Source organism: Empedobacter sp. ULE_I140, from assembly GCF_053482575.1.
In genome coordinates this window covers 382,880-399,489 of sequence record NZ_JBQMTX010000001.1, presented here as the reverse complement: position 1 = coordinate 399,489, position 16,610 = coordinate 382,880, and the positions used below count along the sequence as shown (strand labels likewise).

The following is a 16,610-nucleotide window of genomic DNA, read 5'->3' as shown; positions in this document are numbered from 1 at the left end:
TACTTGACACGAGCTTTTAAATAATAAATAATAAAAAACTATATAATAATCATTCTCCAATTACCACATTGGCGTTTGTAAAAATGACGATAATATTCCTGGAAAAATTCCCATCACAATTAAGATTACCATTCCGATAATTAAAAGGAAATTTGTTAACCCGTCTTGTGTTTTTAATTTGTTTTTCCCTTTTTTGAAATACATGTAGTTGATGATTTTGAAGTAATAATACATACTCAAAACTGCCATAACCAATGCAATTACAATCAAAAATAGGTTTTTATCGTTTGTTCCTCCAATACTCAACGCCATAAATTTCGCAAAGAAACCTCCTGTTAATGGAATACCTGCTAATGAAATTAATGAAATTGTCATCGCTGCTGCTAAAACTGGATTTGCTTTTCCTAAACCAATGAAACTCTCAAATTTTGAATTTTTGAATTGATCAATCGCATAGAAAATAATGAAGTTCGCAACTGAATAAGCAATCGTATAGAACATCAAAGCCTCTTTAGAAGCTGAATTGATATTGAACAAAACAAATAACATGAAACCTGCTTGCGCGATTGATGAATAAGCCATCAAACGTTTGACAGATTTTTGAGAAACTGCTCCGAAGTTTCCGATAAATAACGTCAAAATGATAATTGACGCGAATAATAAACGGTAATATTCGGCATATTCTACATTTGTTGGGAATGATTTTAGGACTAAAATAAATCCTAAAAATGATCCTCCTTTGATGATTGTCGACATAAACGATGTAAACACAGTTGGTGTTCCGTCGTAAACGTCTGGTGTCCATGCGTGGAACGGTGCTGCAGAAACTTTGAAACAAAATGCGAAGATGATTAAACACCATCCTGCGTAATAAATTGTTTCGAAATCTTTGTTATAGTTTACCAATTGATCAACCATAAAAGTTCCTGTTGCGCCGTACAAAAATGTTACACCTAACATCAAAATTCCTGTTGAGAAAGCTCCCATCAAGAAATATTTTACAGAAGCTTCTGTACTTCTAAGACTTTCTTTGTTTGTTCCTGCAATAATGTACATTGGAATTGACATTAATTCGATTCCTAAGAACATAATTACTAAGTTGTGGAATTGTGCTAAAACTGCGATTCCTGTAAAAGAGAAGAAAATTAAGGCATAATATTCTGCCACATGTTTTCCTACTTTTCCAAACGAATCTTTGTTCAACAATAAGTAAAAAATTGCCAATCCTGCCAATGCGATAAAGAACGAAACGCCGTAAAGCGATTGTCCAATCATATTATCGAATTTTCCTGCGAACATTGAGCAACCTTTCAAGTCGAAAATTCCTCCTACAATCATTCCGAAAAACAGAACAACAGAAAGTATATTTAAGGCACGATTATTTTTGATGTAGAATCCACTAAACATCAAAATAATACCTGAAAGTGCTGATAAAATAATCGTATTCATATCTATTTATTCAAAAATGATTAATGTGCTAATAAATTAAAAATTGGTGTTGGATAAACTCCTAAAATAATCACGATGATTGCGATTACAGAAATAACTGCAATTGGTCCAAAACCTCCTTTTTGAGCATCTTTTTGTTTGATGTTTTTCACTTCTCCAAACAATAATGCGCTTGATAATCTCAACGTATAAACGGCAGATAAAATAACACCTAAACAAGCTACTACACATAAAACTGGATTGTGTGTAAATAATGCAGAAAGCATCATAAACTCTCCGATGAATGAGCTTGTCAATGGTAATGCTACGTTTGCTAAACCGAATATCATGAATAAGATAGATAATGTTGGATCAACTTTTGCTAAACCACCAATCGATTTGATGTCTGTCAAATCATATTTTCTTTCCATAATATCTACACATAACCATAATCCTAAAACAACTAAACCATGTGAAAACATTTGGAAATAAGCTCCTGCTACACCATTTGCTAATTCAGAAAATAATGACACAAAAATTAAAGCTAAGTGAGCAATCGAGCTATATGCAATAATTTTCTTCACATTTTTTGCACTCAAAGCTATTAACGAGGCATAAACTAATCCGAAAATTGCTAAATAAGTAATGTATTTGAACAATTCTGAAATCGTTGGAAACATTCCCAAATACCAAGTAACCACTGCAAATAATCCCATTTTCGCCATCAAAGCTGAAAGTACAACTGTTAATGGAGTTGGTGATGTTTTATAGATTGTTGGTTGCCATGTATGAAATGGAAAGATTGGAATTTTAATCACAAAAGCGATTAAGAATAACAATGCCAACGCTGTGTTTGTTGAATAATGCGGTCCTGTAACTTGTACAACATCTGTTAATAAAAATGATGCTGGTTGTAAGAAAAATCCGATGTAAATAATTCCTCCTAACATAAACATCGATCCTAAAATCGTGTATAAGAAGAATGTCATATTTGCGCGAATTTTGTCTTTTCCAATTCCAAATAATCCGATTAAGAAATAAACCGGAATTAAGACAACTTCCCAGAAGAAATAGAATAAAATTAAATCTTCTGCTAAGAAAACTCCGTTTAATCCTGCTAAAGTGATTAACAATAATCCATAGAATGTATTGCTATATTTTTGTTTTGTTGTTGATAAATAAACAAAAAGAGCTAAGTAAGTAAGGTTAGTTAATAGAATCATTAATCCTCCCAAACCTTGAGCATTTAACGCGAAATAAGTTTTAACGCTGTTGAAATTGAACCATTGTGTTTGAAACGTTAACTCGTTGTTTCCACCTTTGCAAGTGATAAACAAGTACAACGCCAACAACGCTCCACCAACGAATGCTCCTAACCATCTTTGTGGTTTTTGACCTTGCATTAATAGCATAAAAACTCCTACTATTAATGGTAAAATGATAAATAAAGATAAAAGCATTACTAACCTATTTTGAAATTAAATACCCCATAAAAAAGATTGCGATACCTGCCACGATTCCTACAACCATTAGCATAATATAGAATCCTACATTTCCGTTTTGTAGCTGACGTACATTTTTTGATGCGCGACCAGAAACAGTTCCAACTCCTAAAACAAAAGCTGCAATTCCTGCTTTTTCTACATATTTTTTCAAGACATCACCCAACTCGAACAATGGTTTTACAATTGCATTGTCATATAACTCGTCGATGTACCATTTGTCTTCAAAGAATTTTGCAATTCCTGTTGCTTCACCATCTACATGGTTTGTGTATTTCTTGATTGCATAATAAATTGCACCAAGTACACAAAGTAATAAAGCTCCCATCATCATCCATTCTGTTGCATGAGAAACATGATGAGCTTCTCCGATTGATACAACTCCACTTAAGAAAGTTTGAAGTTTATGTCCGTCTTGCATAAACAACGCTGGAATTCCGATATAACCTGCAAAAACAGAAAGAACTGCTAAGATGATTAATGGAATTGTCATTGCAGCTGGACTTTCATGCGGATGAGCTTCTTTATCTCTTAAATCTCCTAAGAAAGTCATTGCATATAAACGGAACATATAGAATGCTGTCATCACAGAAACGATAAATCCGATTCCGTAAACAACTGGATTAGAAACAAACATTCCTAATAACATTTCGTCTTTCGAGAAGAAACCTGATAAACCTGGAATACCAGCGATTGCCAAACATCCAATCAAGAAAGTGATATGTGTAATTTTCATGTATTTGCTCAAACCTCCCATTTTGCGCATATCTTGCTCGTGGTGCATTCCGTGAATTACAGAACCTGCCCCTAAGAATAATAATGCTTTGAAAAATGCATGCGTCATTACGTGGAAAACTGCTGCGATATACGCTCCAGATCCAATTGCTGCGAACATTAATCCTAATTGAGAAACTGTAGAATAAGCCAATACTTTTTTGATATCGTTTTGACGCATTGCAATCGTTGCAGTAACAAAAGCTGTTGCAATTCCTACGTACTGAATAACTTGTAATGTGATTGGTGCTGCCGAAAATAATTCGTTGCAACGTGTAATCATAAAGATACCTGCCGTTACCATTGTTGCAGCGTGAATAAGTGCTGAAACTGGCGTTGGTCCTGCCATCGCGTCTGGTAACCATGTGAATAATGGTAATTGAGCCGATTTACCTGTTGCTGCTAAAAATAACAATAATGTAATTCCTGTCAATACAAAACTTGTAAATGCAGATGGATCAATTGCTAATTGGCTGAATACTTTTACATATTCTAACGTTCCAAATTCTTTGAAAATCCAAAACATCGCCAATAAGAATCCAACATCTCCGATACGGTTCATGATGAAAGCTTTCTTTGCTGCTTTGATATATTCTGGATTTGTAAACCAAAAACCAATTAATAAGAATGAACATAATCCTACTCCTTCCCATCCAATAAACATCATCACAAAGTTGTTTCCCATAACAAGAATCAACATAAAGAAGATGAATAAATTTAGGTAAGAAAAGAATTTTGCAAATCCTTTGTCTTCGCTCATGTAAGCCGAGCTGTACACGTGAATTAAAAATCCAACTCCTGTAATAATTAACAAGAACAAACTCGTTAATGCATCAATTTGAAATGCAAACGGAACTTGTAAAGTTGGAATATTGATAATATCAAATGCCTTAAAAATTAATGGTTGTGCATCTGCTCCTGATGGAACTGACATAAAAACCATGATTGATAAAATGAAACTTGCTAAAACTGCTCCACTTCCGATGAAAGTAACTAAGCTTTTTGAAAGTACATTTCGTCCTAAACCGTTAATCAAAAATCCTATGAATGGAATCAAAGGAATTAACCATATATACTGCTCCATTCTTAACCTTTTAAACGATTTAACACATTAATATCTACCGAGTATACTTTTCGGAACAATAAAATTATTACTGATAATCCTACAGCAACCTCAGCCGCGGCTACAACCATAATAAAGAATACTAAAAGTTGTGCATCTGTTCCTTTTTCTAATGCTGGATTTGCATGATAGTGCATTTTTGAGAACGCTACTAACAACAAATTCACAGAATTTAACATCAATTCTATACACATAAAAATGACAATTGCGTTACGACGTAGCATAACACCTGCCATTCCTATTCCGAATAGGATTAATGATAAAGTAATATAATAACTGATTGGTAACATCTTTTACTTTTTATATTTAATCCAATAATTCTTCGTCCTTTTTCGATAACATCACCGCTCCAATCATTGCAGAAATAAACAAAATACTGCTCAACTCGAATGGTAAAACATATTCTGAATATAACAATGATCCTAAGTTGTGAATCAATCCTAAATCACCTGTTCCCATTTCTACAGCTGTGTTTGCAGAAGCTTGATTTTGTGAGAAAATACCAATTGTCAAGGCAACAAATAACAAAGAGATTAAACTCGCTGCTAATATTTTTGCTGGTCGACCAAATGATTTCTTTTCACTATTCAAGTTCATCAACATCACCACGAATAAGAACAATACCATAATTGCTCCGGCATAGACAATGACATTTACAATTGCCAAAAACTGTGCGTTTAGCAATACATAATGTCCGCTGATGCAGAAGAATGTTACGATTAAATATAAAATGGAATGTACAGGATTTTTACTGAACACCATTAGTAGCGCACTTAACACCGTTAAGCTCGACAAAACATAGAATAAAATGATAGGTAATTCCATTAATTTGTAGCTTTTTTCGGGATTAATAAATCTTCTTTCGAATAGATAAAGTTTTGACGTTTGAAACTTGCTGGTGGAACTGTTTGCGATAAATAAACAGCATCTTTTGGACAAGCTTCTTCACAGAATCCACAGAAAATACAACGTAACATGTTAATTTCATATTTCGCTGCATATTTTTCTTCGCGGTAAAGATTTTCTTCACCAGGAAGTCTTTCTGCTGCTTCCATTGTAATCGCTTCTGCTGGACAAGCCAAAGCACAAAGTCCACAAGCCGTACAATTTTCGCGATCTTCTTCATCTCTATTCAAAACGTGTAATCCTCTAAATACAGGACTAAACGGTCTTTGTTTTTCTGGATAACTAATTGTTGCTTTCTTCGAAAAGAAGTGCTTCAATGTAATCATCAACCCTTTTGCGATAGAAATCAAATAGATACTTTCCCAAAAAGTAAGGGGTTTACGTTCTACTTGTTTTACTCTATTTGTAATTGGTTTCATACTTTTAATGATTTTGATGATTCTACTTGTTTAATAATAAAATCACTAAGCCTGTAATTAACATATTGATTAATGCTAAAGGCAATAATTTTTTCCAACCTAAATCCATTAATTGGTCATATCTGAAACGAGGAATCGTCCAACGCACCCACATATAGAAGAAGATGAAGAAACAAGCTTTACCGAATAATGAAAGGAAATTAAGAATTGCCGTTCCATTCACTCCGATAGAGTTTACTAATGTTGCATCGTCTACAAATGGGATATCGTATCCACCAAAATATAAGGTAGAAATTACTACAGAACTGATAAACATGTTGATGTATTCTGCGAATAAGAAGAATCCCATCTTCATCGAAGAATATTCTGAGTGATAACCTCCAATTAACTCATTTTCTGCTTCTGGTAAATCGAACGGAGTACGGTTAGTTTCTGCGAACGAACAAACCAAGAAAATAATAAATCCTAATGGTTGTAATAAGATAAACCACGCATGCTCTTGTTGATAATGTACAATATCACTCAATTTTAAAGAACCTGTCATCATCAAAATTGTGATTAACACTATTCCCATCGGTAATTCGTACGAAATAATCTGCGAAGCTGCACGCAAACCTCCCATTAAAGAGTATTTGTTGTTCGATGCCCAAGCACCAATCATAATTCCATAAACACCTAAACTTAACACACCTAAAATGTATAAAAACCCGATGTTAACATCTGCAATTTGAGGAACAACTACACGATCTCCAATCTCGAAAGCTGTCGACCATGGAATAACTGCACCTGTCATACAAGCTACAATCATTGCCAAAGATGGACCTAAGATGAATAAAAATTTATTTGAATCTTTTGGTGTAATTTCCTCTTTTGAGAATAATTTTAAACCATCGGCAAGTGGTTGTAATAAACCAAAAATACCTGCACGGTTTGGTCCGATACGATCTTGTAAGAATGCTGCAACTTTACGCTCAGCCCAAGTAGAGTACATGGCAACAACTAATGCAAAACCAATCATTACGCCTACTAAAGCTAACTTTTCTAATGCATCAGCAATAAATTCTTCTGTCATTTTTGTTAATTTTATTTACGAATGATTAATCTTTAAAATCTTTACTTGTTGCTGGTCCATCAATTTTAGATAAATCACGATTTGGTTCATTTACTTCTGAAACCGAGTGAATATCTAATAAAATCTTTGGATCGCGTTTGATTACTTTCGGAAGTGTTTCTTTTGGCTCCACTTTATTCTCAAAGTAATGACCTTGACGAACAACAGAATCTTTAGAAATTTCTGATGGTTTTTCTAACGTCCAATCGTTGATATCTTTTTTATCGAAACGACATGTGTTACAAATCCAATCTTTTACTTCGTTAAATTCATCTTTGCGAGCTGTTACACGGAAAACTTCGTTTCCACGGAACCACACTTGTGCTTTACCAGAACAAGTCGGACAATCGCGATGTGCATCAACTGGTTTCAAGAACCAAACACGATTTTTGAAACGGAACGTTTTATCTGTTAGAGCTCCAACTGGACAAACATCAATAATATTTCCGATGAATTCGTTATCTAAACTTTTGTTGATATGAGTTGAAATTTCTGCGTGATCTCCACGATTCATTACACCATGCTCACGACAACCTGTGATTTGATCCGCAGTTTTTACACAACGATAACATAAAATGCATCGGTTCATGTTCAACTGAATATTTGGACCTAAATCTTCTTTTGGGAATGTACGACGATCAAATTCGTAACGTGTTGCTTCTGCTCCGTGCTCGTAACTTAAATCTTGTAATTTACATTCTCCTGCTTGATCACATACTGGACAATCTAAAGGATGGTTGATTAATAATAATTCAACAATACCTTTACGTGCCTCAACTGTACGCTCAGACGTTTTATTGCCTACAACCATTCCGTCCATAACTGTTGTACGACAAGACGGAACCAATTTTGGCATTGGACGAGGATCTGCTTCACTTCCTTTTGATACTTCTACCAAACATGTTCTACAGTTTCCTCCTGTATTTTCTAATTTACCGTAGTAACACATCGCTGGAGGTGCTACTTCTTTACCAACCATACGAGCGGCTTGAAGGATCGTTGTTCCCGCAGGTACTTCAATCGTTTCGTTATCGATGGTAACTTTAAATAATGGTGTTTCTTCTGCCATCTTCGTATTAATTTGCGGTTTCTTTAATTTCGATTGGATCAGCATAATGTGCTAAACCAAAATTACGCATCAAACATTCTTCCGGATTATTAATATGCCATTCAAACTCATCACGGAAGTGACGAATTGCCGCTGCTACTGGCCAAGCCGCTGCATCTCCTAATGGACAAATTGTATTTCCTTCGATTTTACGTTGAACATCCCATAACAATTCGATGTCAGACATTTTTCCTTTTCCTTCATCGATTCGTTTCAAGATTTTTTCCATCCAACCTGTTCCTTCACGACAAGGTGAACATTGTCCACACGATTCGTGACGATAGAAACGAGCTAATGTATACGTGTGGTAAACAACATCTTGATCTTCATCTAAAACAATAAATCCTCCGGAACCCATCATTGTTCCTGTTTGGAAACCTCCTTCTGATAAACTTTCGTAATTCATGTAACGAGGTTTACCTTCGGCAGTTTTTAACAATAAGTTTGCTGGAACAATTGGCACAGAACTTCCTCCAGGAATACATGCTTTAAGGCGTTTTCCATTTGGAATACCTCCACAATATTCGTCTGAATAAATAAATTCTTCAACCGTAATTGTCATATCAATTTCATAAACGCCTGGTTTATTAATATTACCACAAGCTGAAATTAATTTTGTTCCTGTAGAACGTCCAACTCCAATTTTAGAATACGCTTCTCCTCCAATTTCAATAATTGGAACAATTGCAGCAATTGTTTCTACATTATTTACAACCGTTGGTCTTCCCCATAAACCTTTAACAGCTGGGAAAGGTGGTTTAAGACGTGGATTTCCACGTTTACCCTCTAACGATTCTAACAATGCCGTTTCCTCACCACAGATATAAGCTCCACCTCCACGTTGAACATAAATTTCGCAATCGAAACCTGTTCCTTGAATGTTTTTACCTAACCAACCAGCAGCTTTTGCTTCGTCGATTGCTTCTTCTAAAATTTCTGCAACCCACGCATATTCTCCACGGATATAAATAAATGATGTATTAGAACCTAAACAGAATGATGAAATCAGAACTCCTTCAATTAATAAATGAGGAATATATTCCATCAAGAAACGGTCTTTGAACGTTCCTGGTTCAGATTCGTCTGCATTTACCACTAAGTGTCTTGGAACACCTTCTGGCTTTGCCAAAAAGCTCCATTTCATTCCAGTTGGGAAACCTGCACCACCACGACCTCTTAAACCAGAAGTTTTTACTTCTTCTAAGATTTCATCAGTTGTCATTTTAAATGCTTTTTCAGCATTTGCATAACCACCGTTTTCGCGGTAAGCTTGATACTGACGAATTCCTGGAACATCAATATTTTTTAACAGTAATTTTTGTCCCATTATGCTAATTTTTTCAATTCCTCGATTAATTCGTCTACTTTCTCGATCGTTAAATTCTCACGATACGTTTTTCCTAACTGTAGCATTGGCGCGTAACCACATGCTCCTAAACATTCGGCTGGTTTTAATGTAAATAAACCATCTGCCGAAGTTCCACCAGCTTCAATATTTAATTTTGTTTTGATGTGTTCAATAATTTTGTCTGAACCTCTTAACATACAAGGTCCTGTTTGACAAACTTCTAACACAAATTTCCCTACAGGATTTAAGTTAAACATCGAATAAAATGAAGCTACTTCGTAAACTTCTACTGGTAAAATTTCTAATACTTCTGCAACATAATCTAAATGAGGAGTGTCTAACCAACCACCAAACTCAGCTTGTGCGACATGAAGTAAAGGAATCAATGCACTTTGTTTTTTATCCGATGGATAACGTGCAATGATTTTATCTACTTTTTGTTGTGTTTCTTCTGAAAATTGAATTGCCATTTTTAATAATTTTTATTAAGCATCTAATTCTCCAGCAATCAAATTCAAACTACTCATTGTGATAATGGCATCTGAAATCATTGATCCTTCAATCAATTCTGGATAAGCTTGATAATAAATGAAACAAGGTCTACGGAAATGTAAACGGTATGGCGAACGTCCACCATCAGAAACGAAATAATAACCCAACTCACCATTTGCAGCTTCGATTGAATTATAAATTTCTCCTTTTGGCATATCTACCTCTCCCATAATAATTTTGAAGTGATAGATTAACGCTTCCATTTTTGTGTAAACATCTTTCTTTAGTGGTAAATAAAAGTCTGGAGCATCAGCATGATATTGCGTTGCTTCTTCTCCTTCTAATGCATCAATTTTTGCAATTGCTTGTTTAATGATACTTAAACTTTGCCACATTTCTTGACCACGAACTAAGAATCTATCGTAACAATCTCCCGTTGTACCAACTGGAATATCGAATTCGAATTCTTCGTAACGAGAATATGGTTTCGCTACACGAACATCATAATCTACACCAGCCGCACGTAAATTTGGTCCTGTGAAACCATAATTTAATGCACGTTCAGCCGAAATTCCTCCTACTCCTTGCGTACGATCCATAAAAATACGGTTACGTAAAAATAAGTTTTCAAACTCTGTTAAGACATCTGGAAACTCTCTCACGAAACGATGGATTTTTGTCCAAGCAACTTCAGAAAAATCACGTTCGAAACCACCGATACGACCAATATTTGTTGTTAAACGAGAACCACAAATTTCTTCGTAAATCTCATAAATCAACTCGCGGTATTTCATCATATAAAGGAATCCTGTAAATGCTCCTGTATCAACACCCATAATCGAGTTACATACAATATGATCTGCCATACGAGCCAATTCCATAATGATAACACGCAAATAAGAAACACGTTTTGGAACTTCAATTCCAACGAATTTCTCAACTGTCATGTGCCAACCTAAGTTATTTAACGGCGCCGAACAATAGTTCAATCGGTCTGTTAAAGGTGTAATTTGGTACAAAGGTTTGCGTTCAGCAATTTTCTCAAAAGCACGGTGAATATACCCAACTGTAGGAACCGCAGATTTGATGATTTCACCATCAATCTCTAAAATATTTTGAAATACCCCATGTGTTGCAGGATGCGTAGGTCCTAAGTTTAAGGTAATTGTGCTTTTTTCTAACGAACCATCTGGAAGATCAAGATGCTTTAATTTTTTAGTTTTCTCTTTTCCCATGGTTAATTTGCTTTTACATTAAAACCTCCGTAATTAAAATCTCCACCACGACCAAACATATCGTCGTCTTTGTCTTTACGTGTTTGATCCTCTAATGGGAACTCTTTGCGTAACGGATGATAATCCATTTCTGGAACATTCATGACACGAATTAAATTTGGATGTCCTACAAAATCAACTCCATAGAAATCATACGCCTCGCGCTCTAACCAGTTAGCTGTTTCGAATAATTTAGTTGCGGTAAAAATCGAAGGTTTTTCGATTGGTAAAGCAAATTTTAATCGAACCTCAACTCCTTCATATAGATTATAAACTAAATAGGTTACAACCAATTCTTCTCCAACATTATTAGGATAATGAATAGCAGTTAAATCCTTCAAAAATTTGAAAGATAATTGCTCATCATCATATAAATATTGTAAAATCTTTAGATTGAAATCTTTGTTAGCGTATAAAGTCAATACACCGAAATGCTCTTCGTATCCGTATATATTTTCTTGAAACTTCTGAACCAAACGGTCTTTTATAAATGAATTGTCCATTATTTCAACTTATTTAATTCCATAACTTGCTAAAAGTTGTTGATATTCTTCGCTACTTCTGCGACGAACACTTTCGCTCTCTACCAACTCCTGAATACGCATTACACCATCGATAATTGCTTCTGGACGAGGCGGACAACCTGGCACATATACGTCTACTGGAATTACTTCATCAATTCCTTGTAAGACCGAATATGTATCAAAAATTCCTCCCGAACTTGCACAAGCGCCAACAGCAATCACCCAACGAGGTTCTGCCATTTGGATGTAAACTTGCTTCAGAACTGGTGCCATTTTTTTAGAAATTGTACCCATTACCATCAACAAATCGCACTGACGAGGCGTAAAAGCCAAACGCTCAGATCCAAAACGTGCCAAATCGTATGTCGAACCCATAGTCGCCATAAACTCGATTCCGCAACAACTTGTCGCAAATGGTAAAGGCCAAATAGAGTTTTTACGCGCTAATCCAACTACTTTTGATAGTTGCATCGCCATAAAACCTTCACCTTCAAAACCTCCTGGAGACTCTACAATCTTCACATTGGTATTGTGTGTTACTGGTCTTTTATTATGAATCATTATACTATTATTTTAGAATTTTAATCGCTCTATTTTTCCCAATTAAGAGCTCCTTTTTTGCGTACATACAAGTACATCACAAAGAATAATCCAACGAATGTTACAACTGCTGCAAAACCTTCCCAACCTAACTCTTTAAAATTCGCTGCATATGGGTAAAAGAAGATTACCTCTACGTCGAATAACACGAATAAAATGGCTACTAAGAAGTATTTAATTGCAAATGGCTGTCTTGCATTTCCAACTTTCTCAATCCCAGACTCGAAATTCTCTAATTTTTCGTCTGTCTTTCTCGATGGCCCAAGAAAATGCGTCGCAACGATAGTACCCGCTACAAACGCAAAAGCAATCACAAAAAGAATGAGAATAGGAATATAACTTGATGCTGTTTCCATAACTACTTTACTATTTTTCCAACTAATATTTTATCGATAAAAATAATAATAAAATATCATATTATTTATGTGAATTAGTTTTCAGTAAGTTGTAGTTCTTTATATGATAAATTATATATTATTTATTTATATCGGAAGTTTGATAATTGAATAAAAAAAGGAGAACTAACAACTTGGTCAATTCTCCCTATGTATTTTATTAGATTACTAATTAAAACTTAAAAAAGTTAATGAATTAATAAATTTTGTAGACCTTGTAGTGCTTCATTCACAGTTTTAATATGTTCAAATCGTACTAACAATGTTGGGTACTCTTCTCCTTTTTGGGGTGATTTTTCCTTAAAACTGATGTTTTTAGGGTTATTTTGAACGTAATTTAAAATTAATCTAAATTCATCTGACTGATAAAATTCGCTTTGTGGTTTATTAATAAAATAAGCCAATAAAACACCATTTTTCATCACCAAACGTTCGAAACCTAATTTTTTACTGATCCATTTCAGTTGAATTGATTCCAATAAATTTTCGGCTTCAATTGGTAATTTTCCAAAGCGGTCAATCAAATTATTTTTAAACGTTTGTAAATCTGTTTCAGTTTCGACATCAGCTAATTCTTTGTACAGCAATAAACGCTCTTCCGAACTTTCAATGTATTCGTCTGGGAACATAATTTGTAAATCCGAATCAATTTGCACATCCGACACATACGATTTTACTTCTTCCGATTTTTGATCTTCGAACAAATCTTTGAAATCCGTTTCTTTCAATTCTTCTATCGCTTCATTCAAGATTTTTTGATACGTTTCGAATCCAATATCCATCATAAATCCTGTTTGTTCAGCACCTAAAAGATTTCCAGCTCCACGAATTTCTAAATCTTTCATCGCAATATTGAATCCTGATCCTAAATCAGAAAACTGCTCAATTGCTTGCAAACGTTTACGCGCTTCGTCCGTTAAAACCGAAAGTGGTGGCGCAACCAAATAACAAAACGCTTTGCGGTTACTACGACCAACACGTCCACGCATTTGATGCAAATCTGCCAAACCGAAATTCTGCGCATCATTAATTAAAATCGTATTCGCATTCGGAACATCTAAACCAGATTCGATAATAGTTGTTGACACAAAAACATCATATCGACCATCAATAAAATCGAGTAAAACGGCTTCTAATTCTTTCCCATCCATTTGTCCATGACCAATCGCCACACTCGCATCAGGAACTAATCGTTGTACCATTCCAGCAATATCTTTTAACGATTGCACACGATTGTGAATGATATAAACTTGTCCACCACGTTGCATTTCATACATAATCGCATCACGGAAAATCTCTTCATTAAAACCAACCAATTGCGTATCGACAGGTTGTCTATTTGGTGGAGGAGTTTTGATAACCGATAAATCACGCGCAGCCATCAACGAGAATTGAAGTGTACGCGGAATTGGCGTCGCAGTCAAGGTTAATGTATCAATATTTTCGCGAAGTGTTTTCAATTTATCTTTTACACCAACACCAAATTTGTGTTCCTCATCCACAATTAATAATCCCAAATCTTTGTATTCAATTTTTGGATTAACCAATTGATGCGTTCCTATCACAATATCAACTTGACCAGATTTTAAACCATCTAAAACAGCTTTTTTCTTTGCTCCTGTTACAAATCGATTGAGATAAGCAACTTTCACAGGCAAATCTCGTAAACGCTCTGAAAATGTCTTGAAATGTTGAAAAGCTAAAATCGTTGTTGGCACTAAAACAGCAACTTGTTTTCCATCAACAGCTGCTTTCATCGCCGCACGAATCGCAACCTCTGTTTTCCCGAAACCAACATCTCCACAAACCAAACGATCCATTGGGCGTTCAGATTCCATATCCGTTTTTACATCTTGCGTCGCTTTGTACTGATCGGGCGTATCTTCATAAATAAAAGATGCTTCCAACTCATTTTGCAAATACGTATCAGGCGAATACGCAAAACCTTTTCTGGCACGGCGTTTCGCATATAATTTAATCAAATCGAAAGCAATTTCTTTTACTTTAGCTTTGGTTTTATTCTTTAAATTTTTCCAAGCTGGAGATCCAAGTTTTGAAATTTTTGGCTCAGCGCCATCTTTTCCTCTAAACTTTGCAATTTTATGCAACGAATGAATATTAACATACAGAATATCATTATTTTGATAAATCAATTTGATTGATTCTTGCGTTACGCCATTATTATTCAATCGTACCAAACCTGCAAATTTTCCGATCCCATAATCTATATGCGTCACAAAATCTCCAACTTGCAACGAATTGATTTCCTTTAGCGTAATCGCTTCTTTTTTGGAAAATGAATTTCGAAGATTGAATTTATGATATCGACCAAAAATCTGGTGATCCGTATAACACGTTAATTTGATTTCTTCGTCAATAAAACCTTGATAAATAGATCCCAAAACGGGAATATATGAAACTTCTTTTCCGATATCATCAAAAATTTCTTCGAAACGTTTGATTTGATTTTCATTGGAACAAATCAGTGCATTTTTGAAACCTTCGGCTTTATGCTCATTCAAATCATCAATTAATAACTCGAATTGCTTATTAAAACTTGGTTGAGGTTTGAATGGTGATTCTATTTCTTCAACTGTTTCAAAATAAGATTTCATGGAACATTCAATAACTCCATAAGATGAAATTTGTTGAAGAAATGCATTCTCATTCAAAAATAAATGATTCGGTTCTGCTTGTTTAATTTCTCCTTTCAATTCTGAAAAAGCAACTTCCGCTTGTTCAAAATTCTTGGTGATTTGTTTCGCTAAAACAGAAATATTTTTCGCGATAACTAAACTATCTTTCGAAATATATTCTAAGAAACTTTCTCGTTTTTCGTTAATCGATTTACTCTCAAGATTTGGAATAATCGTAATTTCTTTTGTCGTTGCAATGGACAATTGATTCTCGATATCAAACGTTCTGATGGTTTCCACCTCATCACCAAACAACGAAATTCGATAAGGATGCTCATTCGAAAACGAAAAAACATCTATAATTCCACCACGAATCGAGAATTCTCCCGGTTCAGAAACAAAATCAACACGATGAAAATTATAAGAAGATAAAACCTCCGTTAAGAAATCAATTCCTAAATCATTTCCAACCTTCACTTTAAGTGTATTCGTAGAAAGCGCTTTTTTTGTCACTACTTTTTCAGACAAGGCTTCCGCATATGTCACCACAATTTTTGGGCGTTTCGAATGCGATAATACATTTAAAACCTCTGTTCTAATAACAACATTTGCATTATTTACTTCCTCAATTTCGTAAGGACGCTTATAAGAAGACGGAAAAAATAGAATTTGTTCTTTATCAAACAAAGTTTCCAAATCATTTAACACATAAGCCGCTTCTTCTTTATCATCAAAAATTAGAATCGTAGGACGCGCAACACGATCATATAAATGACCAGTTATAATGCTCAATCCTGAACCTAAAAAACCTTTGATATTGACTTTATGCTGTGGATTATTTTTAAAATTGACAATAAGCTTCTGTACGAAATCTGAAGAATCGTATAAGCTAAAAACGTTGTGAATAGTTTTCTGTTCCAAAGTTTTGCAAATATAAAATTTTATAAACTTATTTTTAAACAATCTTTAA

The 16,610-nt window shown here is 34.7% G+C and carries 15 protein-coding genes; all 15 read right to left on the bottom strand.

The genetic code is table 11. The annotated features are described in order from the left end of the window. Positions 1 to 60 precede the first annotated feature (60 nt). Positions 61 to 1,449 carry an NADH-quinone oxidoreductase subunit N gene (locus tag ACTS9J_RS01845; protein ID WP_416410053.1) on the bottom strand — a complete coding sequence of 463 codons (1,389 nt, stop codon included), beginning with the start codon at positions 1,447 to 1,449 and terminating at the stop codon, positions 61 to 63. A gap of 20 nt (positions 1,450 to 1,469) precedes the next feature. Continuing rightward, on the bottom strand, positions 1,470 to 2,888 hold the full coding sequence (locus ACTS9J_RS01840; RefSeq protein ID WP_125348902.1) for a complex I subunit 4 family protein: 1,419 nt from the start codon (positions 2,886 to 2,888) through the stop codon (positions 1,470 to 1,472). 7 nt (positions 2,889 to 2,895) lie between these two features. Next, complete coding sequence (gene nuoL / locus ACTS9J_RS01835; RefSeq protein ID WP_448352769.1) at positions 2,896 to 4,788, bottom strand: NADH-quinone oxidoreductase subunit L; 1,893 nt, start codon at positions 4,786 to 4,788, stop codon at positions 2,896 to 2,898. A 2-nt stretch (positions 4,789 to 4,790) separates the two neighbouring features. Continuing rightward, positions 4,791 to 5,117, bottom strand: a complete 327-nt coding sequence (gene nuoK / locus ACTS9J_RS01830) for an NADH-quinone oxidoreductase subunit NuoK (protein ID WP_219034517.1) — start codon at positions 5,115 to 5,117, stop codon at positions 4,791 to 4,793. 16 nt (positions 5,118 to 5,133) lie between these two features. Continuing rightward, positions 5,134 to 5,652: an NADH-quinone oxidoreductase subunit J family protein gene (locus ACTS9J_RS01825; protein ID WP_038333350.1), complete on the bottom strand. Its 519-nt coding sequence runs from the start codon at positions 5,650 to 5,652 to the stop codon at positions 5,134 to 5,136. Beyond that, positions 5,652 to 6,152, bottom strand: a complete 501-nt coding sequence (nuoI, locus tag ACTS9J_RS01820) for an NADH-quinone oxidoreductase subunit NuoI (RefSeq protein ID WP_038333352.1) — start codon at positions 6,150 to 6,152, stop codon at positions 5,652 to 5,654. Before nuoI ends, ACTS9J_RS01825 begins: the two co-directional genes overlap by 1 nt. 22 nt (positions 6,153 to 6,174) lie before the next feature. After that, positions 6,175 to 7,224 carry an NADH-quinone oxidoreductase subunit NuoH gene (gene nuoH, locus ACTS9J_RS01815; RefSeq protein WP_038333358.1) on the bottom strand — a complete coding sequence of 350 codons (1,050 nt, stop codon included), beginning with the start codon at positions 7,222 to 7,224 and terminating at the stop codon, positions 6,175 to 6,177. A gap of 25 nt (positions 7,225 to 7,249) precedes the next feature. Further along, positions 7,250 to 8,332, bottom strand: coding sequence for a 2Fe-2S iron-sulfur cluster-binding protein (locus tag ACTS9J_RS01810; protein WP_115002357.1), 1,083 nt, complete (start codon positions 8,330 to 8,332; stop codon positions 7,250 to 7,252). A 7-nt stretch (positions 8,333 to 8,339) separates the two neighbouring features. Next, positions 8,340 to 9,698: an NADH-quinone oxidoreductase subunit NuoF gene (gene nuoF, locus ACTS9J_RS01805; RefSeq protein WP_115002289.1), complete on the bottom strand. Its 1,359-nt coding sequence runs from the start codon at positions 9,696 to 9,698 to the stop codon at positions 8,340 to 8,342. Further along, a complete protein-coding gene (locus ACTS9J_RS01800; protein ID WP_115002287.1) occupies positions 9,698 to 10,189 on the bottom strand; it encodes an NADH-quinone oxidoreductase subunit NuoE family protein in 492 nt (163 codons plus the stop codon). Before ACTS9J_RS01800 ends, nuoF begins: the two co-directional genes overlap by 1 nt. Before the next feature lie 15 nt (positions 10,190 to 10,204). After that, complete coding sequence (locus tag ACTS9J_RS01795) at positions 10,205 to 11,446, bottom strand: NADH-quinone oxidoreductase subunit D (RefSeq protein ID WP_038333370.1); 1,242 nt, start codon at positions 11,444 to 11,446, stop codon at positions 10,205 to 10,207. Between the two features lie 2 nt (positions 11,447 to 11,448). Continuing rightward, entirely contained in the window at positions 11,449 to 11,988 is a 540-nt protein-coding gene (locus ACTS9J_RS01790; protein ID WP_038333373.1) for an NADH-quinone oxidoreductase subunit C, read from the bottom strand. A gap of 9 nt (positions 11,989 to 11,997) precedes the next feature. Further along, a complete protein-coding gene (locus ACTS9J_RS01785; RefSeq protein ID WP_038333376.1) occupies positions 11,998 to 12,570 on the bottom strand; it encodes an NADH-quinone oxidoreductase subunit B in 573 nt (190 codons plus the stop codon). A gap of 29 nt (positions 12,571 to 12,599) precedes the next feature. Continuing rightward, entirely contained in the window at positions 12,600 to 12,965 is a 366-nt protein-coding gene (locus ACTS9J_RS01780) for an NADH-quinone oxidoreductase subunit A (RefSeq protein WP_115002285.1), read from the bottom strand. Between the two features lie 227 nt (positions 12,966 to 13,192). Beyond that, the gene (mfd, locus tag ACTS9J_RS01775) at positions 13,193 to 16,561 is read right to left on the bottom strand and encodes a transcription-repair coupling factor (protein WP_448352768.1); all 3,369 of its coding nucleotides are present in this window, start codon (positions 16,559 to 16,561) and stop codon (positions 13,193 to 13,195) included. Positions 16,562 to 16,610 lie beyond the last annotated feature (49 nt).